Genomic DNA, 20,396 nt, shown 5'->3' on the forward strand with positions numbered 1-20,396 from the left:
CCAGTCCCCCGTCTGTTCCCGGTCCCGTCATGTGCGCGCGGCCGGCCTGTGCGGTCCAGCCGGAGCATCCTGTGTAGCCGGGCGTCGGCGATCTTGGAGGCGGATTGCCGACGAACGGCATAAATCCGTCGGACCTGGCTGAATAGCGCGGGACCCGGTGGTCAACGGGCACGATGTCGCCCGCTTCGGGACCGGCCCAGCGCCTGCTCGTCGAGAGGGCCGACGCGGTTGCGGCATGATCAGGGCCAGCCGACTTTCCGGGGGCTGACATGTCATGGTCTGAACACACAGTGGTGCGCGACGGTGTCCGGCTCGTATGCCGGGACTGGGGCGGGCCCGGTGAGCCCCTTGTGCTGCTGCACGGTCTGGCTGGTCACGCGGGCGAATGGGACGCGCTGGCACGGAGGTTGAGCTCCCGGTATCGGGTCGTCGCGGTCGACCAGCGCGGGCACGGCGTCAGCGAGCGCCATCCGGTGGACGTCTCCCGGGCCGCCTACGTCGCCGACGTCTTGGCCGTCGTGGATCAGCTGGGGCTGCGGCGGCCCGTCCTGGTCGGCCAGTCGCTGGGCGGGCACACGGCCATGCTCACCGCCGCCGCGCATCCCGGGCTGGTTCGCGCCCTCGTGCTCGTCGAGGCCGGCCCCGGCGGTCCGAACCCGAGCGTCGGCGAGGACATCGGCGGATGGCTCGACTCATGGCCGACTCCGTTTCCCTCACGCGAAGCGGCAGCCGCGTTCTTCGGCGGCGGACCGGTCGGCGCGGGCTGGGCGGCCGGGCTGGAGGAACGCGCGGATGGGTGGTGGCCGCGCTTCGACAGAGACGTCATGGTCGGCTCCCTGGCCGAGAACGCGCGGCGTTCTTTCTGGCACGAGTGGGGGCAGGTCGCTTGTCCCACCCTGGTCGTCATGGCCCAGTCCGGCTTCCTCTCCGCACAGGAAGCCGACGAGATGCTCCGCCGACGGCCCGCCACCATGGCCCTGAGCATGCTCGGCACCGGCCACGACCTGCACCTGGAGCAGCCCGAGATCCTGCACAGCGTGGTCTCGGACTTCCTCAACGGCCTGAACTGAGAAGGAAGTCGGCCGCTCAGTGGGGCGGGGCGCACGCCCGCAGCCATCGGCTCCTGCATGACCTCCGCGTCCGGCGACAGGCATCCGCCAGGGGGCCAGGCAGACGGTTCAGGATGATGTGGTGACGACGTCGCGGATCGCGTCGATGACCAGGCGGGGTTGGTAGAGGTAGATGTCGTGGCCGCTGTCGGTGTTCGTGATGTACTTCTGGGCGCCGAGTGCCTCGCTGAGGCGCTGCTGGGAGGCCAGCCAGTCCTCGAAGGTGACCTGTTCGCCCTTTCTCGCCTCGGGGGGCAGGAGGTCGACACGCCAGGGCTTGTCGGCGGACAGCACGATGGCCGGGACGGCGGGCGGGTCGGCGGCGGCGTTGATCTTCTTGAAGGCGTCGAGGAGACGCACTCCTTCTCTCGACTCCGGTGACGTCTGGGCGTTGGAGGCGTCCCAGTTCTTCACCGCTTGAGGGCTTGCGACCTCGGCCATGCGCTCGGTGACGGCGTCCACCATCACCAGGCCCGCGACGTGCTGCGGATGCGTGCGCGTGTAGAGGGTGGCGATCAGACCGCCGTAGGAGTGCGCCACGAGGACGTAGGGGCCCGGCTCGCCGAGGGCGGTCAGCAGGGCGCCGAGGTCGTGCACGTCGGCGTCGACGGTGTGCGGCTGCGGCCTGGGCGTGGACACGTCGCCGCCTGTGGCGCGGACGTCGGGGCGGTCGTAGGTGCACACCCGGGCGAAGCGGGAGACCTGCGAGAACACCGAGTCGCTGCTGCGGTGTATGCCGCTCTGCCGCCAGGGCAGGTCGTCGCCGGGCGCGTCGTGTACGGGGTCATCCGGGTCCAGGATCGACATCCAGTCCTCGGCGCCGTTGCCCTTGCCCGCGATGAGGACCACCGTCGGAGAGCCGCTGCGGGCGTGGGTGCCCTTGCAGGCTGCGTAGATCTTGCGCCCGCCGCCTATGTCCACGAGTCCGCTGACCTCATGGTCACCGGCTTCAGTACGCGCGGCCGGCGGTGGATCGGGGTCGGTGTCCGCTGCGGCGGCGACCGCGCCGGTGCCGGCCCAGGGCAGCACGCACAGCAGCAGTCCTGCGACGGCGCTGCGTGCACCGTGACGGTGGGAGGGGAACCAGGACATACAGCCTCCCGGAACCGGTGAAGGCCCCGCGGAGCCGGAGGGCCCAAGGGTCAGTTGCGGGCCGGACGGACGCCGTTCTCATCGTCCCACCAGCGCCCACCGGTCGCACGGCGGGGACGAGCGAGGGTGCGGGTCGGGTCCCGTCGGGCGTCCATGCCGCTGGGCACAGCGATCATGTACGGGGCCCGCAGAAAGCGGGCCGGAAGGCTTACGGCACCGTGTAGATCGCTGTCGGAGACGGCGGGGGGCGTGATCCGCACCGTCGCACGATCGGCTACAGGGTGATCCAGTAGCGGCGCTTGATGCCCGCGGTGGTGGTGCGGACGTCTTCCAGGACGCCGCCGTTGCGTTCGATGCTGCGGCGCGACCCGGTGTTGTCGTCGTCGCACGTGACGAGGACGCGGTCCAGGCCGAGTGCTCGGGCCTCGGGAGTACGGCCCCGAGCGCCCACGTTGCCAGGCCGCGCCTCCGGCAGGAGGGCCGGATGCTGTAGCCGATGTCGAGCAGGAGGGCGTTTAGGTAGTGCCGTAGGTCGATCGCTCCCAGGTAGTCGGAGCCCTCGACGATCCACCAGTGGGTGGCGTGGACGCGCTCCTCGCCCACGGCGACCGACCTGTCCGATTGCTGGTGCAGGCGTGCGACCCACTCCGAAAAGACGCCGGGGCTGTCGAGGGCGGCGGCATCGGGGGCGAGACGCAGGCCCGTGCCGTCCTGGTGGGCGCCCGGAGGCCATTCGTCACGCGCGGCGAGCCACGAGGAGTGCAGTCGGGCTGTCGGCGCGATCAGTTCAGGCATGCGACCGAAGTTAACATCATCCACGTCGCAGCCCATGGGCGGCAGCCGGCCGGTTTCGACGCCGGTGCAGTCTCCACGGTTCGGATTCTCCGTGTTCTACAGCTCGAACTCCACGTGCTCGATGTCGGTGAACCGGACCTCCTCCAGGCTGCCCGCGCGGCGGCCTCCGTCCTGGAAGTAGACCTCCTTGAGTGCTTCGGCCGCGATCTCCCGCAGCCGGGCGTCGTCCGCGCCGGCCTCCTGGGCGTCGAAGAGGCGGGCGGCGTAGACGGGGGGCAGGGCGACGGTCAGGTGCCGGATGCGGTCCTGGTCCGTCGAGCCGATCGGGGCGGTGTAGCCGAGGCGGGCGCGGGTGTCGATGACGATGCCTCCCGTGCTCGCCGCCTGTTCCTTGGCGCGCGCCCGGATCCGTGGCTGCCACCGCTTGGTCACCTCACGCTCCAGGCGTGCGGCCAGGTCCGGACGGGGCTTTCTGATCTGGTTCCTGACGTAGCGTTCGACCGTGCGCTGGGAGACGCGCAGCAGTTGGGCGACCGCGCGGGTGCCTTTCATCTGCCGGACCAGGTACCGCATTTGGGCGGGTGCGCTCTTGGGTGCCGGGCGGGTGAAGGACTTGTGCACCGCGGCGTCCAAGCCGTCCCCGAACAGGCTCATCTCGGCCGCCTCTCCTACTCTCCGTCGTCGACGCCGGTGACGGTGCCGTCCTTGATGTAGCGGGCGAGGTTGAGTTCCGGAGCGTCGAAGCGCTCACGGACCTCTTCGCCCCACAGGACGCTCTGGGTTCCCTCGTGCTTGACGAGGCCGGGATTGACGCCCAGCTTGAAACCGCCGGGGAGCGGCTTGCCGTCCCGGTAGGGCAGGACGTCCAGCGGGCTGGTGCCGTCGGCCGCGTAGACGACGCAGTCGGACAGGACGGCCACCGGGTACTGGCCGGTGAACGCCGCATGCCGGACCATCTTGCGGTGCAGGTTGATCCGGGTGCGGGAGATGACCGCCGCCCGGATGTCCGGCCGCCACGTCGGACGGGACAGCGCCCGCCACGGCTCGCCAGGCCGCCAGCCCTCACCGCGCGGGCGCTCACGCAGCTTGCCCAGGCCGCCCTTGACCGTCGCCTTGACCGCCGACACGACGATCGCCAGTTCCGGGTCACGCTCCGCCCAGCCGTCCATCGCCGCGAGGAAGTCGGCCGGGGCCATGTCCGCGTGGACGCCGAGGTCGGCCATCGTGGCGAGGTACGCGTCGCGCAGCCGCTGGTACCAGCCGTCCAGGTAACGGCCGTTGTCGTGGCGGACGTACGCCTCCAGCGGGCGGACCTCGTAGCCGAGCTCCTGGGCGTAGGCGACGGTGGGTGTGGCGTACCAGGCGGGGCCGGTCGGCCGCTCGCCCTTCGGCGTGAACGGGGAGGGCAGCAGGTCGCCGTCCAGCTCCACCCACTCCTTGCCGGCCTTGACGCGGGACAGGTCGACGTGGGACAGGTCGACCAGCCACGAGCCGGGCAGCTTCGGGTCGAACACCGGGGACTTGACGTGCGTGGGCGCACCCAGACCGACGTTCAGGCCGTTGGCGCCCGCGGCGAAGGCCAGGTTGACGTCGATGCCGACCAGGTGGCGCAGGGTGCACTCCGCGTCCGTCATGGGCCGCGCCCAGTCGTACGCCTCCTCGAACAGCTTCTCGCCGGGGCCTCGGACGTGGAAACGCGGCAGATCCTTCAGCAGCGGATGCCCGTCCGGGGCCTCGCACGGTGCGCAGTCCACCGGGTCGCTGCCCAGGCTGCCCGGGTTGCGCTCGGAATGCCGGCGGCCGTCCGCGTCCGGCTGGGAGGCGCGGGTCGGGGGGTGCAGCACGGTCATCAGCTCCAGGCCGGTCACGGCGGTCGAACCGCACGGTGTCATCACCCTCGACGCGTACACGCCCAGAACCCGGGCCAGCTCCGCCGGAGGCAGATCGGCGGCGGCGCCCCAGTGCCGGGGGTCCAGCGCGTTCCACGACGGGATGCACAACTGCACGCAGGACCGCTCCCCGCCCTGCGCGGGACGGTAGATCCGGGCCCACGGCCCGAAGCCGCGCTTGGTGAGCTTCCAGCCGGCACGCGTCAGCTGCTTGACGACTTTGTGGCCCTCCGCGATCCGCCCTGCCAGCCGCTCGCCGTCCGACAGTGCGGCGGGCAGGCCGTAGCGCTCCAGCGCGGCGCCGGTGAGGACGAGCAGCGGATCGGCGTCCCTGCCCGGCCCCGACAGCCTCGGCTGCCCCAGCTTCGCCTCGCGCAGGGTCCACTCGACCAGGGCCGGGATGCTCTTGGCAGGCACCTCCAGCATCAGACCGCCGGTGCAGTACGCCAGCACGTGGCCCTCGGCGTCCACATCCACGACGGCGAGTGGCCCGTTGGCGAAGCGCGACTCGGGTGCGTCCGGTGCGCCGGCTGAGGCTGCCTTCCTCGCGGCTGGGCGGGCGGACACCGGAGAGGGGGCGGAGGTGCGGGCCGGCTTCGGGATGGGGCCCGGGGCGGGGGCGGGGGCCGGGGCGGGGGTCCCGGGGACGTGCGTAGGTGGTGGGGTGGCCGGTGTCGCCGGTGTCGCCGGTTCGTTCGGATGGGGCGGGGTCGTGGCCGCAGGTGCCGCTGCGTCCTCTGTCGGCACGGCCACGGCAGCGGGCGGTGGATAGAGTTCCGCGAGCTGTTGGAGGAGCCGGGCGTAGGCATCGCGTTCCGGCGGTCGCGGCTCGGTCTTGCCCGCCTCCCACCCGCTGACGGTGGCACGGCGTACCTTCAGTGCCGTGGCGACCTCTTCGACCGTCAGACCGTGGGCCTTGCGCAGACGCCTGCGCTCGTCCGGCGGCGGCAGCGGAGCGCGGGACGCGACCAGCGCGTCGATCGCATCGAACAACTCGGACACGGACACCTCCTGGCCGCCACTGTAGACCAGGGATCGTACGTATCACGCACTTTGGGCGCACCCTCCGCGTACATGGTCTGCGTCATCCGGGGACGCTGACCTCGTCCACAACCCACCTCGTACGGACCTCCGTCGTACCGCGCGGGAAGCTGCTCCTGTTGCTGCTTCTCAGTGTTGCGGTCGAGCGGCGGCGGTCCGTGAAGCGTCGGCGGGGCGGCACAATAGGTCCGCGGGTCATGGTGACGGGTACGGGGCAGAGGGGGCGGAGCACCATCGTTCGACGGCGCATGCGGCGTACGGTCCGGGCAGGTCTGGTCGCGACGGTGCTGACGGGGGTGGCGGCGTGTGTTCCTGCGCCGCCCGAACCGCTGCCGCCCCGGTTCTCCGGTGCTGCGCTGTCCGCGGACACGGCGGTGTCGGAGGTGCGGTCGGTCCTGGCGGCCGAGGGCATCGAGATGGACAGGGAGCCGTCGGACGGCTCCGGACGGTGCCTGGAGCGGCTGCACGGCCGGCATCCGCTGCCACGGGCGGAGGTCGCTGTGCGGGCGGCTTTCGCACGGGCCCGCTCCGAGTACGGCTGGCGAACCGGTCCCGACATGGGTGCCCAGACGCTCACCCTCGCCAAGGGCAACTGGACCGTTGTGGCCCCCTTGCCCGGGGAGGCGGCCCAGGGGCTGGAGGAGCCCGTGGTCATGTCGATGATGTGCGTGGACAGCGGCGGCCCGGCCGATGGCAAGGGGGCGAGCGCGGGGCCTGTGCCGTCGAGCACGGCCTACGGCAGTGCCGAGGGTGGCGGATAGCGTGCGGTCATGGTGATGACGGGGAAGCAGAAGGTGCTGTACCGGCAGGGCACCGGGTTCTGGCGCATGACGGCGAAGTGGGTGGTGGTCTTCGGGGCGTTGGCGGTCCTGGACGGCGGGCTGCTGCGGTCCTGGGGGGACGCCCTGGTCTGGCCGCTGATCGGGCTCATGTTGTGGCTGCCCTTCGGGGTCGGTGTCGTCTGGTATCCGAAGAAGGACCAGCGCGTGAAGCTGACGGTGCGTGACCTGCGGGTGCGACGCAAGCGGCTGCCGATGGAGAAGGTGAACCTGCTCCACGTGGCACGGCTGTGGCTGGAGGGCCGGTCGACCGCCGACGAGCAGCCGGTGCGGGAATGGGCGCGCCGCGACCGGGTGGTCTGGGTACCACTGCGGGACGGCCGGGCGTTCGGCGTGGAGTGCCGTGATCCGGCCGCGTTCGCCGAGGTCTTCGGAGCCTTCGCGGTCGAGGCATGCGGTGGGCCCGACATCGTCCGGGCGCGGGCCGCCGCGGAGACCTACCCGGAGCCGCGCCCGGTGCGGCCCCGGCCCGCCGAGGGTGGCGGCTCCTCCTGGGCGGATGTCCTGGACGTCTTCGGCTGACGGGGGCCGGGATGCCGGGGGGCCGCGTCGGCCGCGGCCGTAAGCCTCGGACCCTTAGGTCTCGAACGCCTACGCCTCGGACGCTGACGTCCCGGACGCGGACGTCTCCAAGCCGGCTTTCAGACGGTCGTCCGATCGGCGGGCCGGGCGGCGCTGCGGGTCACGGCCCTGCGGCCGAGGAGTACGGCGCCCAGCCCCAGCGGGACGGCCACGACGGCACCGACGAGGCCGTTGCCGGTGCCCGGACCACCACTGGCGGTGGCCAGGTGCAGTACCGCGAGAACCGTGCCGGCCGTTCCCGCCGCGATGGCCGCCAGCCCGCCGGTGCGCGCTCGGTCGGTGCTCATGCGGCGGCCGGCGCGGGACAGGACCAGCCAGGCGATGGCCAGCCCGAGGGCGCCCGCGGCCAGGGCCAGGTTGGCCCCGGTGCGTCCGTCACCGATGATGCCGCCCTCGGCGGCCGCCATGAGTGTTGCTGGAACGCTCATGTCGCTCCCCTTCCTCTTCTCTTCTGCTTCTCTTCTGCTTCTCTTCCGCGGCAGCCTGTCCTGCTCCTGCTCCTGCTCCCGTGCTCTTCCGTGCTTGGGTGCTGCCTTCCAGAGCATGCGCTCCGGCGGTCCTGCCGGTCGTCCGGCAGACGCGGACACTTCCCTCTGCCGCCGTGGCGGCACCCGGGTACCGCGGCGGCGGCAGGCGGCTCGCCGGTACCGCGGACGTGGTAGCCGTCCGCTCGTCCACAGGCCGGACGCGCCCACCACCCCATCCGGCTACGGTGCACCTATGGACAAAGGACGGTTCGCTGTCCCGGCCGCAGTCACCGACGGGGCCATCGCCCTGGCCGTGGCAGCGTTGCTGCTGGTCACCGGGCTGTCGGGGGCGCATCCGTCCGGAGCGCGCGAGCTGCTCGGAGCCCTCCTGCTGGGGGCCGGCGGGCTGGCGCTGGCCGCGCGCCGCCGGGCGCCGCGCGTGGTCCTGGCCGTCACCGGGCTGTGCGCGGTGGGATATCTGGGGGCCGGGTTCGACGTGCTCACCGTGGCCTACCTGGTCGCGGTCTACGGTGCCGTACGCGCCGGGCACCGCACCTTCACGCTGGCCGCCTCCGTAGGGATGCTGGCTCTGCTGCCTCTCACTGCCCTGGTCCTGCACGACGCGGGCCCGCGCGAAGCCCTGGCGCAGGCCCGCGACACGCTCGAGCTCGCCTGGCTGATCGCCGCCTTCGCCGCCGGTGAGGCGGTGCGGCTGGCCGAACGGCGGGCCGACGAAGCCGAACGCACCCGCGAGGAGACCGCGCGCCGCCGGGCCGACGAGGAGCGGCTGCGCATCGCGCGGGAACTGCACGATGCGCTCACCCACCAGATCTCGGTGATCAAGGTGCAGTCCGAGGTGGCCGTGCATGTGGCGCGGCGCCGGGGCGAGCAGGTGTCCCCTGCCCTGCTCGCGATCCAGGAAGCCGGGCGGGAGGCGAGCCGGGAGCTGCGCGCCACCCTGGAGGCGCTGCGCGACGACGACACCAGCCCGCCGCACGGACTCGACCACATCCCGCAGTTGGTGGAGCGCTTCCAGGGAACCGGTCTGGAGACGACGCTGACCATCGGGGGCCATCCGCATCCCGTGCCGGCCGCGGTGAGCCGCACCGCCTACCGGATCGTTCAGGAGTCGCTCACCAACGTGGCCCGGCACGCCGCCGCCACCACGGCCAGGGTGCTCATCGACTACCGGCCGGACGCTCTCGCCCTGCGCGTCGACGACGACGGGACAGCCGTGTCGCCCTGTGCACCGATGCTCGGGCCGGGGCTCGGGCTGCTCGGCATGCGGGAACGTGTCACGGCCCTGGGCGGGCGGCTGCACACCGGGCCGCGCAGTTCGGGCGGCTTCACCGTACAGGCCGAACTTCCTACGAACGGAGCCTCGTGATCCGGGTTGTCCTGGTCGATGACCAGCCGCTCATCCGCAGCGGTTTCCGTGCGCTGCTCGACCTCGAGGACGACATCGAGGTGGTGGCCGAGGCCGCCGACGGCCAGGAATGCCTGGCGCTCGTCGGGGAGCTGTTGCCCGATGTCGCTCTCGTCGACATCCAGATGCCCGTCATGGACGGCATCGAAGCGACCCGGCGCATCGCCGCGGACCCGGCCCTGGCCGCCGTCCACGTCGTCATGCTGACCAACTACGGCATGGACGAGTACGTCTTCGACGCGCTGCGCGCCGGAGCGGCCGGTTTCCTGGTCAAGGACATCCTTCCGGAGGACTTCCTGCACGCCGTCCGCGTCGCCGCCCGCGGGGACGCGCTGCTCGCACCCGCCCTCACCCGCAGACTCATCGACCGGTACGTCACCCAGCCACCGCGCACCCTCGCAGGCGACGGCAGCGGCAGCGGGCTCGCCGAGCTGACCGGCCGCGAACGCGAGGCGGTCGTCCTGGCCGCCCACGGCCTGTCCAACGACGAGATCGCCCACCGGCTGGTCATCAGCCCGGCGACCGCCAAGACCCACATCAACCGGGCCATGACCAAGCTCCATGCCCGCGACCGCGCCCAACTCGTCGTCCTCGCCTACGAGTCCGGCCTGGTCACTCCGGGCACCAGCCCCTGACCCGCCCCCGGGCACCTCCCGGGCCGCGCCCCCGCCCCACGGGCCGCAACAGAACTGCCACAGGAACCCGAGATCGCTTGACCCTGCCCCGGCGGGAAGGCCGACAGTGTTCCCGTGTTCCCGTCCGGAGGACCGGTGAACGGGGGCGGGGTTTCTGCCGGCCGGGGACATCGACGGAGAGGGAGGGGAATGTCGTGGCGACACCGTGCGTCATCCTCGACATCGGCGGCGTGCTGGAGCTCACGCCGGAGACGGGGTGGGTACAACGGTGGGAGGAGCGGCTGCGGTTGCCGCCCGGCACCGTTCACGAGCGGATGCGTGACGTGTGGCAGGCCGGGAGCGTCGGCCGGGTCAGTGAACGTCAGGTGCACGAGGAGGCGGGATTGCGTCTGGGCCTCTCCGTCGCCGAGGTGGACGCCTTCATGGCCGACCTGTGGGAGGAGTACCTGGGGGCGCCCAACGAGGAACTCATCGCTCATGTGCGGGGGCTGCGGGCGCTGCGGGGGCGCTGCAGGCTGGGCATTCTGAGCAACAGCTTCGTCGGCGCCCGGGAGCGGGAGTCGGGGCGGTACGCCTTCGACGAACTGGTGGAGCGGATCGTCTACTCGCACGAGATCGGTGTCGAGAAACCGGATCCGGAGGCCTTCGGGGCCGTATGCGCGAGCCTGGGGGTGCGACCGGAGAGCTGTCTGTTCGTCGACGACGCGGAGCCGAATGTCTTTGCCGCCCGGGCGGTGGGTATGCAGGCCCATCTGTTCGAGGACAACGCCCGGACGATCGCGCGGATCACGGCTCATCTCCAGGACGTCTCCTGACTGTTCGCCGGCCGGGGGACGCCTCGTGACGCCTCACCGGTCGGAAAAAGGGGAGGCGGTGACAGCCTTGGGACAGGCAGGATGTCTGCGCCCTGCATTCGCTCGAGAGGACCCCGACGACCGTGGCTCGTGCCGTGACCCTGATCCGCTCCGCCTCCCTGTCCGACGTCGCCGAGTACGCGTATGCGGCCACGGCGCCCGCCGAGTCCCGGCTCATCTTCCTCGCGGGGGCGTGTCCGCTCAACGACGACGGCTCCACGGCTGCCGTCGGTGACTACGCGGGCCAGGCAGCCAAGGCCGTGGAGAACATGCGGACCGCTCTCGCCTCGGCCGACGCGTCTCTGGAGGACGTGATCAGTACCAGGGTTCTCGTGGCGTCGTCCCGGCAGGAGGATCTGGTGACCGCCTGGGAAGTGGTCCGGGACGCGTTCGGCGACCACGACGTCCCCAGCACCCTGATGGGCGTCACGGTGCTCGGCTACGCGGACCAGCTGGTGGAGATCGAGGCCGTCGCCGCCGTGCTCGATGCGTAACCGCCCCCTCCTCCGCGCCCGCCCGTGCCCCCGGCCCCACAGACACGGCCGCCGGCCGGGATGAGCATCAGCGCTCAGGCCGCCTGAGTAGCTGATCCGTACCCTCGCGGACGAGGCTCGGCTTTGATCGCCGGTATGAAGAAGCGAGCCACCGTCACCGCCGCCGCCGTCGTCGTCACGCTCGTGGCGCTGTGTGCGCTGGTGGCCAAGGGGTGCGAGGCGGTGGCGGGCGGTCCCGTGGGCACGTCGGAGGACCTGCGGGCCCATGTGCGGGCCACCACCGAGGCCGGCAACGCCGTGTACCGCACCCTCTCGCCGGCGCCCGCCGGCGACCCCTCCCCGGTCAAGGAGGGGAGTTCTTCCTGCGTCGACGACTTCGGCTTCGACGACGGCGACGTCACGCGCAGCCAGCCGATCTACACCTGGAAGCTCAACTTCGCGGACGGCGACGACTACCGCGCTGCCATGAAGGCGCTGGAGGCGTCCTGGCGGGCGGACGGGCGCACGGTGGAGAAGGTCGAGCGGGGCATCATGACCACGTTCGACGACGGCATCCAGGTCACCTTCCACCGCGGCTGGTACAGCAACGAGCCGGAACTGCGCGCGGAGGGCAGGTGCATGCGCTATCGCAACGCCTACGGCGACGGCTCCTACCAGTACCTGTACGACGAGAACGGTGACGGCACGGTCGACGAGTACGAGCAGCCCGAGCGGTGAGAGCCCGCCCGCCGAGGCAGGGCCCCGCCCCCTGCAGACGCCGGGCCAGGCCGGGCCGGGCCGGTCGGCGCAGTCAGCTCGCGCCGTCCGCGTCGTACCGGGCGAGTGCGGGGCGCAGGGGCGGGTCGCCTGTGTCCGAGGAGTTGTTGAAGCGGACGACTCCCGCCGCGAGGACGGTTCGGGTGCCCGGGATCAGGCACGTCCGGGCGATGTCGAAGGGCTGCTTGAAGTCGTACCGGCGTTTCGGTTTGGGCACCTCGGACGGTTCGGGCAGCCGGTCCGGGGCGCGCAGCTTGTGCACGGCGCCGTCCCGGGTCCGGCGGGTCCACGCGTCCAGGAGCAGGCCGCCGGTTCCGTCGGGGACGGTCGTGGCGGTCGCGAAGGCACGGCCCTGGTCGGGGACGCTCGCCTTCGTCCACGCGGTGCCGTCACCGGTCAGCACGATGTCCTCGCTGTCGGGTTCCACGTCCGCCTCGCCGTGGTTGAAGTCGTGGCGGCCGAGGGCCCACAGGCGGTCGTTCACGGGGTCGTGGACGACGGTGTCGAGGGTGGCGGACGGCTCGGGCGGTAGGGGGTCGGGGAACCGGTACGTGGGCGTGTCGATCTGCTGCCAGGCACCGTCCGCCCATCGCGCGGTGGCGGGCTGGGGGTAGCACGCGCCGCCCTGGCCGCACTCGATGCCCGCCGCACCGGCGACCCAGGCGCGGGGGGTGCCGTCCGCGGCGGGCGCGGCGGCCAGGGCGGCGGCGGAGAAGGCCAGAGGGGGGACGTCCCAGCGCTGTCCGTCCCAGTGGACGACCTTGCCGGAGAGGTTCGCCCACAGGTGCGTTCCGGAGGCCACGCACCAGGCCCCGTCCGTGGCGCCGCCCGACCACTGTTCGCCCTGGACGGCCGGGGGGTCGGGGAGGCGCTGCCACTCCCCGCCCGCGCGGTGGAAGACGGCGAACCGACCGTTGCCGTCCACCGTCCGCTGCGCGAGCCAGAGCTCACCGGGCTCGCCCGCCGCCAGGGCGAAGGTGGACTGCCGGTCGCCCCTCTTCAGCTCGTCGGGCACCTCGGGCTCGCTCCACCGTCTGCCGTCCCAGTGCTCGAGGAACGGGGCGACGGACGGTTCGCCCCGCGTGCCCAGCAGCCATACGTCGTCCCGTGAGGTGACGGCCAGGGCGCGGTAGGAGGCGTCCTGGCCGCCGGGCGGGACGTGGGTGTAGCGCCAGGCCCTGCCGGGTGACGCGGCCGACGCGGCGTCGGCCGCCGGCGGGGCGTCGCCCAGTGCGGCCGTGTCCGTGGCGGGTGGGGTGGGTGGCGGTCTCTTCCCCTTCCCGTCCGGCTCGTCGCCTGTGGCGCAGCCGGTCAGCGCGGAGGCGCCGGTGGCCACGGCCAGGCCGATGAGGGTGCGCCGGGTGGGGAGGGAAGCATTCATGCGCACCGACTGTAGTACCGGTGGTCGGGGCAACTGCGCGGCCGGGTACGGGACATGGTCGGGAGCGGGTCCACGTTCCGGGCGGCTCGCGCGGGGCGGGCCGGCCCGGCGGCGTCACGGTCGGCGCGTCCCGGGGGGGTTCGGTGGGCCGGCCGTAGCCGACGCGGTGGGTCGCCGCAGTACCCGTCGCACCCCCAGGAGTGCAGGTCCTGACCACATGACTCGACCCCCATACATGTAGGTGGACCACATTGTGGCGGTCGGGTGGCGCACACCACACTGCCGGGTGTCGCTCAGGGCACGGTGATCCGCGCAGGCGGCCCCGGTGCCCTTCTCCGCGTATCGCCACCGCCTCAAGGAGCTGTACCGAGCATGCGTAGATCCGTTGTCCTCTCCGCCGCCGTGGCCGGCGTCGCCGCCCTGTTCACCGCCGCCTGTTCCGCCCCGGGCAGCAGCACCGCCTCCGGTGACAAGGAGGTCGAGGTCGCCCTGATCACCTCCACCAGCGGACCGCTGGCCTCCTACGGCGAGCAGTACCTGCAGGGCTTCGAAGCCGGGCTCGACCACGCCACCGACGGCACCGGCCGCGTCGACGGCATCAAGATCAGCCTGGTGAAGGACGACGACGGCGGCGACCCCGCCAAGGGTGTCTCCCTCGCCAAGCAGCGCATCGGCCAGGGCGTTCCGATCATCGCCGGGACCGCTGCCTCCGGTGTGGCCACGCAGATGGCGCCGGTGGCGGCGCAGAACAAGACCCTGTACATCAGCGGTCCCGCGGCCACCGACGCGGTCACCGGCGTGAACCGCTACACCTTCCGCTCGGGCCGTCAGACGTACCAGGACGTGATGACCGCCAAGAACATCCTGGGCGACTCCAAGGGCAAGAAGGTCGTCGTCCTGGCGCAGGACAACGCCTTCGGCCAGGCCAACGCCGCCGCGGTGAAGTCCGTGCTGGGGACCGGCGGCACCACGGTCAGCTCGGTGCTCGCCCCGCCGAGCGCGACCGACCTGACGCCGGTGGCGAGCAAGGTGAAGGCGGCCGAGCCGGACATGGTGTTCGTGGCGTGGGCCGGCGACACCGCCCAGTCGATGTGGTCCACCCTGGACCAGCAGGGCGTGCTGGACCCCGCCACCGTCGTCACCGGCCTGGACATCCGGGCCAGTTACCCGGTGTTCGGCAAGGCGCGCGACAAGGTGACCCTGCTGGCGCACTACGTGCCGGAGGCCACCCGTACGCCCGAGGCGCAGGCCATGCGGGCCTACTTCGGCAAGAAGAAGTGGCAGGAGGACCTGTTCACGCCGGACGGCTTCAACGCCGCCCAGATGGTCGTCGAGGCGGTCAAGGCCGGCGGTGCCGACGGCGACACCGACGCCATGGTCGAGGCGCTGGAGGGCTTCAGCTTCTCCGGCATCAAGGGCGCCAACACCGTCCGTGCCGGCGACCACGCCCTGCTGCAGCCCACGTTCCAGGCGAAGTTCACCACGGCGGGTGCGCCGGAGGTCTCCCGCACGTTCGACGCCGAGCAGGTCGCACCGGCCGAGAAGAAGATCGGCTGAGCCCATGGCACCCGTACTGCAACTGGAGGACCTGAGCTGGTCCGTCGGCGGGGCCGACATCATCCGTGAGGTGTCACTGGCCGTGGAGGAGGGTGAGCTCCTGGCGGTCATCGGTCCGAACGGCGCCGGCAAGACGTCGCTGTTCAACCTCGTCAGCGGCCTGACCCGCCCCACCGCGGGCCGTATCCGCCTCGACGGCCGGGACATCTCCTCCCTGGCTCCGCACCGGCGTGCCGGCCGCGGTATCGGCCGGACCTTCCAGTCCTCCTCGGTGTTCGCGACCATGACGGTGGCCGAGCACGTGGAGCTGGCCGCGCGCTGCGCGGGCATCCGCCGGGTCACGGCCGCCGACGTGGCCGGTGTGCTGGCGCGGGTCCGGCTGGCCGGGCGGGGCCCCGACCTGGCGGCCGGGCTCTCGCACGGCGACAAGCGGAAGCTGGAGCTGGCCATGCTCCTGGCTCCGACCTTCGCCCCCGGGCCCGACCGGGTGCGGCTGATGCTGCTGGACGAGCCGATGGCCGGGGTGGCCTCCGAGGAGACCGGCGAACTCACCGACCTCATCCGCAGCCTCCACCGTGAGGAGGGCCGCACCGTGCTCCTCGTGGAGCACCACATGGACGTCGTCCTCGGGCTCGCCGACCGGGTCGCCGTCATGCACCACGGCGGCCTGCTGGCCGCCGCCCCGCCCGACGAGGTCATGGCCAACTCCACCGTGCAGCAGGCCTACCTGGGAGACGCCCTGTGACCGCACCAGAATCCTCCACCGCGCCGGCGGCGCCGGTCCTGTCCGTCACCGGCCTGAGCGTCGACATCACCGGTTCGCGCATCCTCACCGACGTCACCTTCGACGTGCCCGCCTCCGGTGTGACCGCCCTGCTGGGGCGCAACGGCGTCGGCAAGACCACCACCCTGCGGGCCGTGCTGGGGCTGCTCCCGGACGGCGGGCGCGTCACCGCGGGACGGGTGACCTTCGCCGGTGACGACATCACCCACGAGGCCACCCACCGCACCGTCCGGCGGGGCATCGGCTACGCCCCGGAGGACCGCGGCATCTTCGCCCATCTGACCGTCGCCGAGAACCTCACCCTCGCCGAACGCCCGGGCAGTGCCCACCACTACGACCTCGTCCACGACCTGTTCCCGGAGCTGGCCGCCCGCCGCGCCCAGCGCGCCGGGACGCTCTCCGGCGGTCAGCAGCAGATGGTGGCCCTGGCCCGGACGCTGCTCAACGACAACACCCTCGTCGTCGTCGACGAACCGACCAAAGGGCTCGCGCCCCGCGTCGTCACCGAAACTGCCGAGGTCCTCGAACGCGCCGCGGAACGCGTCCCGCTGCTGCTCGTGGAACAGAACCTGGCCGTGGTGCGCCGCCTCGCCCGCAACGCCGTCGTCCTGGACGCCGGCCGGGTGGTGCACACGGGCGACGCGCACGAACTGCTCAACGACACCGAACGCACGACAGCGCTGCTGGGCGTCGGCCGTCACACCAGTACCTCCGGAGCCGCCTGATGGACACCCTCGTCCTGCTCACCCTCACCGGACTGGGCCTGGGGGCCCTGTACTTCCTCATCGCCTCCGGACTCGCCCTGATCTTCGGGCTGATGGACGTCCTGAACTTCGCCCACGGCGCGTTCCTGACGGTCGCCGTCTACACCGCCTGGCTGACCGCGGACGCCGTCGGGGGCGTCCCCGGGCTGCTGCTGGCCGCCGTCGTCGGCACCGCGACCGGCCTGGGGCTCGCGGTGGTGGTGGAACTGGTCCTCATCAGGCGGCTGTACGGGCGGGTGAAGGAGCAGATCCTCGTCACCGTCGGCCTGTCACTGGCCCTTCCGGCGCTGGTGCAGACCGTGTGGGGGGCCGACGCCCGGCCCTTCCCCGTCCCCGACGCGCTGACCGGCACGGTCGGGATCCTCGGGGCCCGGGTGCCCGTCAACCGCTTCGTGCTGATCGCCGTCGCCGCCGCCGTCCTCATCGGTGTGCGCCTGTTCATGGCCCGCACCCGCTACGGTCTCATCGTCCGGGCCGGCGTCGAGGACCGCGCCATGGTCACCGCCCTGGGCATCGACGTCACCCGCGCCTTCACCCTCGTCTTCGCGCTCGGCGGGGCGCTGGCCGGTCTGGCCGGAGTCCTCGGCGGCCTCTACTTCGGCTCCCTCTCCCCGCACCAGGGGACCTCGCTGCTGGTGTTCGCGTTCGTCGTCGTCATCATCGGCGGCCTGCACTCCATCACCAACGTCGCCGTCTCCGCGCTGACCGTCGGGCTGGTGCAGCAGTACGCCAACTACTACGCCGGCGGTTACGGAGACCTCGCCGTCGTCGTCCTGCTGGCGGCCGTCGTCCTCACCCGCCCCGCCGCCACCGGCCCCACCGTCCTGCAGCGTCTGCGCCGCCTCCTGGCCGCCCAACGCACCACCCGTACCGCCCGCACCGCAGGAGGCACGGCATGACCGCCACCCGCACCCCCCGTACCGCACCCGCCGCCCCGCCCGTGGCGAAGCCGGCCGCGCCGTCCTCGCCCGGCGGACCGCTGCGCCGCCTGCGGCCCCTCACGCTGCCCGCCGCCGTCCTGCTGGTGCTGGCGCTGTTGCCCTACTCGTCGCTGTCCATCCCGTTCCTGCTCGACGGGCCCGTCAACTCCCCCGGTTCGCTGCAGCTGTTCGCGCTGTGCCTCGTCTTCGCCGGTCTCGCCGCCGGCTACGACCTGATGTTCGGGCGCACCGGTCTGCTCTCCTTCGGTCACGCCCTGTACATCGCCGGCGGCGCCTACGGCACGCAGCTCGCCATGACCGAGCTCGGCCTCGGCCTGGTGCCCGCCGCCCTGCTCACCCTCGTCCTCGGCACCTGCGCCGCCGTCGTCCTCGGCGCGATCTCCCTGCGTACCCTCGCGCTGGGCGGTGTCGGCTTCGCCATGGTGACGCTCGCCTTCGCGCAGGCCGGCGCCATCTGGGTGGAACGCAACCCCGGCGGCCTCACCGGCGGTGAGGAGGGCCTGCCGCTGTACGTCGACGCGGTTCCGGCCGCCCTGACCGGTGTCGCCAACACCGCCAACCTCTACTGGCTCGCGCTCGGTTACCTCGTCCTGGTCACCGCGATCGTGTGGACGGCCACCAGCCGCCCCACGGGCCGCATCTGGCAGGCCATCCGGGACAACGAGCAGCGCGTGGGCGTCCTCGGCCGCAACCCCTACACGCACAAGCTGGCCGCGTTCACCCTCGCCTCCGCGCTCGCCGTGCTCGGCGGCACCGTCCACCTGCTGGTCACGGCCGGGGCGACCCCCCACACCAGCACCCCCGAGTTCACCCTCACGCTCCTGGTGATGGCCGTCCTCGGCGGCAGCGGAACCCGCTGGGGGCCCCTGATCGGCGGCGTGCTCTTCACCTACCTCGACCAGCGTCTCGGCGGGCTGAACCTGGGCATCGAGCCCATGCTCATCCTGGGCACCCTGTTCGTCGTCACCGTGTACATCGCCCCCGGCGGTCTGGCCAACCTCCGCCGCAGGAAGTCCTGACGGCCCCGGCCGGCCACCACGACCGTGCCGACCGCGGACGGCAACTCACCGTCCCGGTCCCCGGCAGCCCCACCGAACACCTCCGGCGCGGAAAGCAGCCATGACACACACCCAGCCCACCTTCCGTCCCGTCCGCGAACGGCGGACCCTCACCGTGCCGGCCGACGGCGGCCACCTCGCCGTCAGCCACTGGCCCGGGTCCGGACCGCCCGTCGTCGCCCTGCACGGCATCACCGCCAACTCCCTGGCCTTCACGGCCCTCGCCGACGCCCTCCCCCACCTCGACTTCTACGCCCCCGACCTGCGCGGCCGCGCCGGCAGCGCCCGCCTGCCGGGCCCCTACGGCCTGGCCGCGCACGTGGCGGACACCCTCGGCCTCCTGGACCACCTCGGCCGCCGGCAGGCCGTCCTCATCGGACACTCCATGGGCGCCTTCGTCGCCGCCCTCGCCGCCGCACGCCATCCCGAGCGCTTCCCGCACGTCGTGCTCGTCGACGGCGGCCTGGCCTTCCCCGCGCCACCCGGCACCGACATCGACCAGCTCCTCCAGGCCGTCATCGGTCCCGCCATGGAACGCCTCCGGATGACCTTCGAGACCCGCGAGGCCTACCAGGCGTACTTCCGCGCCCACCCCGCCCTCGCCCCGCACTGGAACGCCCATCTGGCCGCCTACGTGGACCACGATCTCACCGGCCGGGCCCCGAACCTGCGCAGCAGCTGCGTGCTCGACGCCGTCCGCGCCGACGGCACGGACATCCTCACCGACCCCGAGACGCACGCCGCGCTCCACCGACGCCAGGTCCGCGCCACCTTCTTCCACGCCGAACGCGGGCTGCTCAACGAGCCCCGGGCCCTCTACACGCCCGGCCAGATCACCACCGCCCACCTGGATCCCGCCCGCGTCAGCACCCACCACATCCCCGGGACCAACCACTACAGCATCCTCCACTCCCCCACCCCGCACACCGTGGACACCATCCGGGGCGTCCTCGACAACACCGTTCTGTTCGAGGACTGACCTCGGGTCGGGCCGGACCGGACCGGGCCGGGCCGGGCGGCGGGCGGCCCCGCTCGGCGGGGTGGAGGAGTGCCGGATTCCGCTGTGTCACGCCGCCCCGCGGCGGTGGCACATGGGCCCGCGGGGTCCCGCACCTCCCCGGAGGTACGGGCCCCGCGCGGCGGCGTCAGGCCGAAGCCAGCTTCCGGGCGCCGTCGACGGCCTCCCGGCGGGACTCGGCGGCGAGATCCTCGAACTGCGCGAGCCGGGGGACGTGGGCGGACTTCGTCATCTCGGCGTGCAGGAACGTGAGGTCGGCGGCAAGGCCGATCATCCCCAGAGCAGCCTTCAGGTAGGGCTCCTGGTGGTCGGAGTCGTGGCGGGGGGTTCCGGGGCCGTAGGCGCCACCGCGGGCGGACGCCACGACGACTCTCTTCCCGGACAGCGGGCCCCGGCCGGTGGCCGGGTCCGTGATCAGCGGCGGGACGAGGACCCGGTCGAACCAGGCCTTGAACGTCGAGGGGACCGAGAAGTTGTACATCGGCACGCCGAGCACGATCGTGTCGGCGGCGAGGAGTTCCTCCACCAGCGGCCAGGTCACGTCCCAGCTGGCCTTCTCCTCCGGCGACGCCGGTATGCCGCGGGCCTCGTCCAGGTCCCGGACCCCCTGCCGCTCCAGCCGGTGCATGATCTCGATCTGCGGAGGGTCGATGTGCGGGACGGGTTCGGCGGCGAGGTCCCGGTAGGTGTAGGCGCCGTCCGGACGGGTCCCGCGCCAGGTGTCCGCGAACTCCGCGGAGATCTGTCGCGAGACCGACTCCCGGCGCGGACTGGAATCGATGTGCAGCAACGACGGCATGCTGAAAACCCTGTTTCTTCCGATAGGGGGAGTTCCACTGACGTTCCACGTCCATTGAATAAGCCGCACCGGACAATGTCGCGTATTCTCGCGTAACGGTTATTGACGGTCGCCG

Annotated in this window: 21 protein-coding genes; 14 read left to right on the top strand and 7 right to left on the bottom strand. The window is 72.3% G+C overall.

Annotation, left to right across the window (positions count from 1 at the left end):
• The first annotated feature begins 269 nt into the window (after nt 1–269).
• Nucleotides 270–1,070 carry an alpha/beta hydrolase gene (locus G3I53_RS18175; RefSeq protein WP_164334434.1) on the top strand — a complete coding sequence of 267 codons (801 nt, stop codon included), beginning with the start codon at nt 270–272 and terminating at the stop codon, nt 1,068–1,070.
• Nucleotides 1,071–1,178: 108 nt separating this feature from the next.
• Here G3I53_RS18175 and G3I53_RS18180 read toward each other — a convergent pair whose 3' ends face one another.
• From G3I53_RS18180 to G3I53_RS18195, 4 genes are all read right to left on the bottom strand, one after another.
• The gene (locus G3I53_RS18180; protein ID WP_164334433.1) at nt 1,179–2,201 is read right to left on the bottom strand and encodes an alpha/beta hydrolase; all 1,023 of its coding nucleotides are present in this window, start codon (nt 2,199–2,201) and stop codon (nt 1,179–1,181) included.
• A gap of 274 nt (nt 2,202–2,475) precedes the next feature.
• Nucleotides 2,476–2,652, bottom strand: a complete 177-nt coding sequence (locus G3I53_RS33985) for a hypothetical protein (RefSeq protein ID WP_239063972.1) — start codon at nt 2,650–2,652, stop codon at nt 2,476–2,478.
• Nucleotides 2,653–3,092: 440 nt separating this feature from the next.
• Nucleotides 3,093–3,650, bottom strand: coding sequence for an XRE family transcriptional regulator (locus G3I53_RS18190; protein WP_164334432.1), 558 nt, complete (start codon nt 3,648–3,650; stop codon nt 3,093–3,095).
• A gap of 14 nt (nt 3,651–3,664) precedes the next feature.
• Nucleotides 3,665–5,887: a helix-turn-helix transcriptional regulator gene (locus G3I53_RS18195; RefSeq protein ID WP_164334431.1), complete on the bottom strand. Its 2,223-nt coding sequence runs from the start codon at nt 5,885–5,887 to the stop codon at nt 3,665–3,667.
• A gap of 287 nt (nt 5,888–6,174) precedes the next feature.
• Between G3I53_RS18195 and G3I53_RS18200 the strand changes: the two genes are divergently transcribed.
• Nucleotides 6,175–6,687 carry a hypothetical protein gene (locus tag G3I53_RS18200; RefSeq protein WP_203591896.1) on the top strand — a complete coding sequence of 171 codons (513 nt, stop codon included), beginning with the start codon at nt 6,175–6,177 and terminating at the stop codon, nt 6,685–6,687.
• A 9-nt stretch (nt 6,688–6,696) separates the two neighbouring features.
• Nucleotides 6,697–7,287, top strand: a complete 591-nt coding sequence (locus tag G3I53_RS18205) for a hypothetical protein (RefSeq protein ID WP_164334430.1) — start codon at nt 6,697–6,699, stop codon at nt 7,285–7,287.
• A gap of 119 nt (nt 7,288–7,406) precedes the next feature.
• Here the strand turns inward: G3I53_RS18205 and G3I53_RS18210 are convergent, their stop codons facing one another.
• Nucleotides 7,407–7,775: a DUF6223 family protein gene (locus G3I53_RS18210; RefSeq protein ID WP_203591895.1), complete on the bottom strand. Its 369-nt coding sequence runs from the start codon at nt 7,773–7,775 to the stop codon at nt 7,407–7,409.
• A gap of 292 nt (nt 7,776–8,067) precedes the next feature.
• Here G3I53_RS18210 and G3I53_RS18215 point away from each other — a divergent pair, with 292 nt between their 5' ends.
• From G3I53_RS18215 to G3I53_RS18235, 5 genes are all read left to right on the top strand, one after another.
• Entirely contained in the window at nt 8,068–9,201 is a 1,134-nt protein-coding gene (locus tag G3I53_RS18215) for a histidine kinase (RefSeq protein WP_164334429.1), read from the top strand.
• Nucleotides 9,198–9,875 carry a response regulator transcription factor gene (locus G3I53_RS18220; RefSeq protein ID WP_164334428.1) on the top strand — a complete coding sequence of 226 codons (678 nt, stop codon included), beginning with the start codon at nt 9,198–9,200 and terminating at the stop codon, nt 9,873–9,875. The genes G3I53_RS18215 and G3I53_RS18220 overlap by 4 nt, the downstream gene beginning before the upstream one ends.
• 194 nt (nt 9,876–10,069) lie before the next feature.
• Complete coding sequence (locus G3I53_RS18225; RefSeq protein WP_164334427.1) at nt 10,070–10,690, top strand: HAD family phosphatase; 621 nt, start codon at nt 10,070–10,072, stop codon at nt 10,688–10,690.
• A gap of 122 nt (nt 10,691–10,812) precedes the next feature.
• Nucleotides 10,813–11,223, top strand: a complete 411-nt coding sequence (locus tag G3I53_RS18230) for a Rid family hydrolase (RefSeq protein ID WP_164334426.1) — start codon at nt 10,813–10,815, stop codon at nt 11,221–11,223.
• Between the two features lie 135 nt (nt 11,224–11,358).
• A complete protein-coding gene (locus G3I53_RS18235) occupies nt 11,359–11,940 on the top strand; it encodes a hypothetical protein (RefSeq protein WP_164334425.1) in 582 nt (193 codons plus the stop codon).
• Nucleotides 11,941–12,013: 73 nt separating this feature from the next.
• On the opposite strand, the gene G3I53_RS34410 is transcribed toward G3I53_RS18235, so the two are convergent.
• Nucleotides 12,014–13,360: a hypothetical protein gene (locus G3I53_RS34410; RefSeq protein ID WP_164334424.1), complete on the bottom strand. Its 1,347-nt coding sequence runs from the start codon at nt 13,358–13,360 to the stop codon at nt 12,014–12,016.
• 372 nt (nt 13,361–13,732) lie between these two features.
• Here G3I53_RS34410 and G3I53_RS18245 point away from each other — a divergent pair, with 372 nt between their 5' ends.
• The 6 genes from G3I53_RS18245 (at nt 13,733) to G3I53_RS18270 (ending at nt 19,443) form a co-directional block, all read left to right on the top strand.
• Nucleotides 13,733–14,917, top strand: coding sequence for a substrate-binding domain-containing protein (locus tag G3I53_RS18245; RefSeq protein WP_164334423.1), 1,185 nt, complete (start codon nt 13,733–13,735; stop codon nt 14,915–14,917).
• 4 nt (nt 14,918–14,921) lie between these two features.
• On the top strand, nt 14,922–15,662 hold the full coding sequence (locus G3I53_RS18250; RefSeq protein WP_164334422.1) for an ABC transporter ATP-binding protein: 741 nt from the start codon (nt 14,922–14,924) through the stop codon (nt 15,660–15,662).
• Between the two features lie 53 nt (nt 15,663–15,715).
• Nucleotides 15,716–16,426: an ABC transporter ATP-binding protein gene (locus G3I53_RS18255; RefSeq protein ID WP_239063978.1), complete on the top strand. Its 711-nt coding sequence runs from the start codon at nt 15,716–15,718 to the stop codon at nt 16,424–16,426.
• The gene (locus tag G3I53_RS18260; RefSeq protein ID WP_164334420.1) at nt 16,426–17,364 is read left to right on the top strand and encodes a branched-chain amino acid ABC transporter permease; all 939 of its coding nucleotides are present in this window, start codon (nt 16,426–16,428) and stop codon (nt 17,362–17,364) included. The genes G3I53_RS18255 and G3I53_RS18260 overlap by 1 nt, the downstream gene beginning before the upstream one ends.
• Nucleotides 17,361–18,425, top strand: coding sequence for a branched-chain amino acid ABC transporter permease (locus G3I53_RS18265; protein WP_164334419.1), 1,065 nt, complete (start codon nt 17,361–17,363; stop codon nt 18,423–18,425). The genes G3I53_RS18260 and G3I53_RS18265 overlap by 4 nt, the downstream gene beginning before the upstream one ends.
• 100 nt (nt 18,426–18,525) lie before the next feature.
• Nucleotides 18,526–19,443, top strand: coding sequence for an alpha/beta hydrolase (locus G3I53_RS18270; RefSeq protein WP_164334418.1), 918 nt, complete (start codon nt 18,526–18,528; stop codon nt 19,441–19,443).
• 166 nt (nt 19,444–19,609) lie between these two features.
• Here the strand turns inward: G3I53_RS18270 and G3I53_RS18275 are convergent, their stop codons facing one another.
• On the bottom strand, nt 19,610–20,281 hold the full coding sequence (locus G3I53_RS18275) for an NAD(P)H-dependent oxidoreductase (RefSeq protein WP_164334417.1): 672 nt from the start codon (nt 20,279–20,281) through the stop codon (nt 19,610–19,612).
• Between the last annotated feature and the right edge of the window lie 115 nt (nt 20,282–20,396).

Origin of the sequence: Streptomyces sp. SID14436, from assembly GCF_010548465.1 — a bacterium.
GTDB lineage: Bacteria > Actinomycetota > Actinomycetes > Streptomycetales > Streptomycetaceae > Streptomyces.

Coding starts and splice junctions, on each gene's coding strand:
- G3I53_RS18250 (WP_164334422.1), top strand. CDS start 14,922: ATGGCACCCGTACTGCAACTGGAGGACCTGAGCTGGTCCGTCGGCGGG.
- G3I53_RS18260 (WP_164334420.1), top strand. CDS start 16,426: ATGGACACCCTCGTCCTGCTCACCCTCACCGGACTGGGCCTGGGGGCC.
- G3I53_RS18210 (WP_203591895.1), bottom strand. CDS start 7,775: ATGAGCGTTCCAGCAACACTCATGGCGGCCGCCGAGGGCGGCATCATC.
- G3I53_RS34410 (WP_164334424.1), bottom strand. CDS start 13,360: ATGAATGCTTCCCTCCCCACCCGGCGCACCCTCATCGGCCTGGCCGTG.
- G3I53_RS18200 (WP_203591896.1), top strand. CDS start 6,175: ATGCGGCGTACGGTCCGGGCAGGTCTGGTCGCGACGGTGCTGACGGGG.
- G3I53_RS18190 (WP_164334432.1), bottom strand. CDS start 3,650: ATGAGCCTGTTCGGGGACGGCTTGGACGCCGCGGTGCACAAGTCCTTC.
- G3I53_RS18235 (WP_164334425.1), top strand. CDS start 11,359: ATGAAGAAGCGAGCCACCGTCACCGCCGCCGCCGTCGTCGTCACGCTC.
- G3I53_RS18175 (WP_164334434.1), top strand. CDS start 270: ATGTCATGGTCTGAACACACAGTGGTGCGCGACGGTGTCCGGCTCGTA.
- G3I53_RS18215 (WP_164334429.1), top strand. CDS start 8,068: ATGGACAAAGGACGGTTCGCTGTCCCGGCCGCAGTCACCGACGGGGCC.
- G3I53_RS18180 (WP_164334433.1), bottom strand. CDS start 2,201: ATGTCCTGGTTCCCCTCCCACCGTCACGGTGCACGCAGCGCCGTCGCA.
- G3I53_RS18245 (WP_164334423.1), top strand. CDS start 13,733: ATGCGTAGATCCGTTGTCCTCTCCGCCGCCGTGGCCGGCGTCGCCGCC.
- G3I53_RS18270 (WP_164334418.1), top strand. CDS start 18,526: ATGACACACACCCAGCCCACCTTCCGTCCCGTCCGCGAACGGCGGACC.
- G3I53_RS18265 (WP_164334419.1), top strand. CDS start 17,361: ATGACCGCCACCCGCACCCCCCGTACCGCACCCGCCGCCCCGCCCGTG.
- G3I53_RS18205 (WP_164334430.1), top strand. CDS start 6,697: ATGGTGATGACGGGGAAGCAGAAGGTGCTGTACCGGCAGGGCACCGGG.
- G3I53_RS18275 (WP_164334417.1), bottom strand. CDS start 20,281: ATGCCGTCGTTGCTGCACATCGATTCCAGTCCGCGCCGGGAGTCGGTC.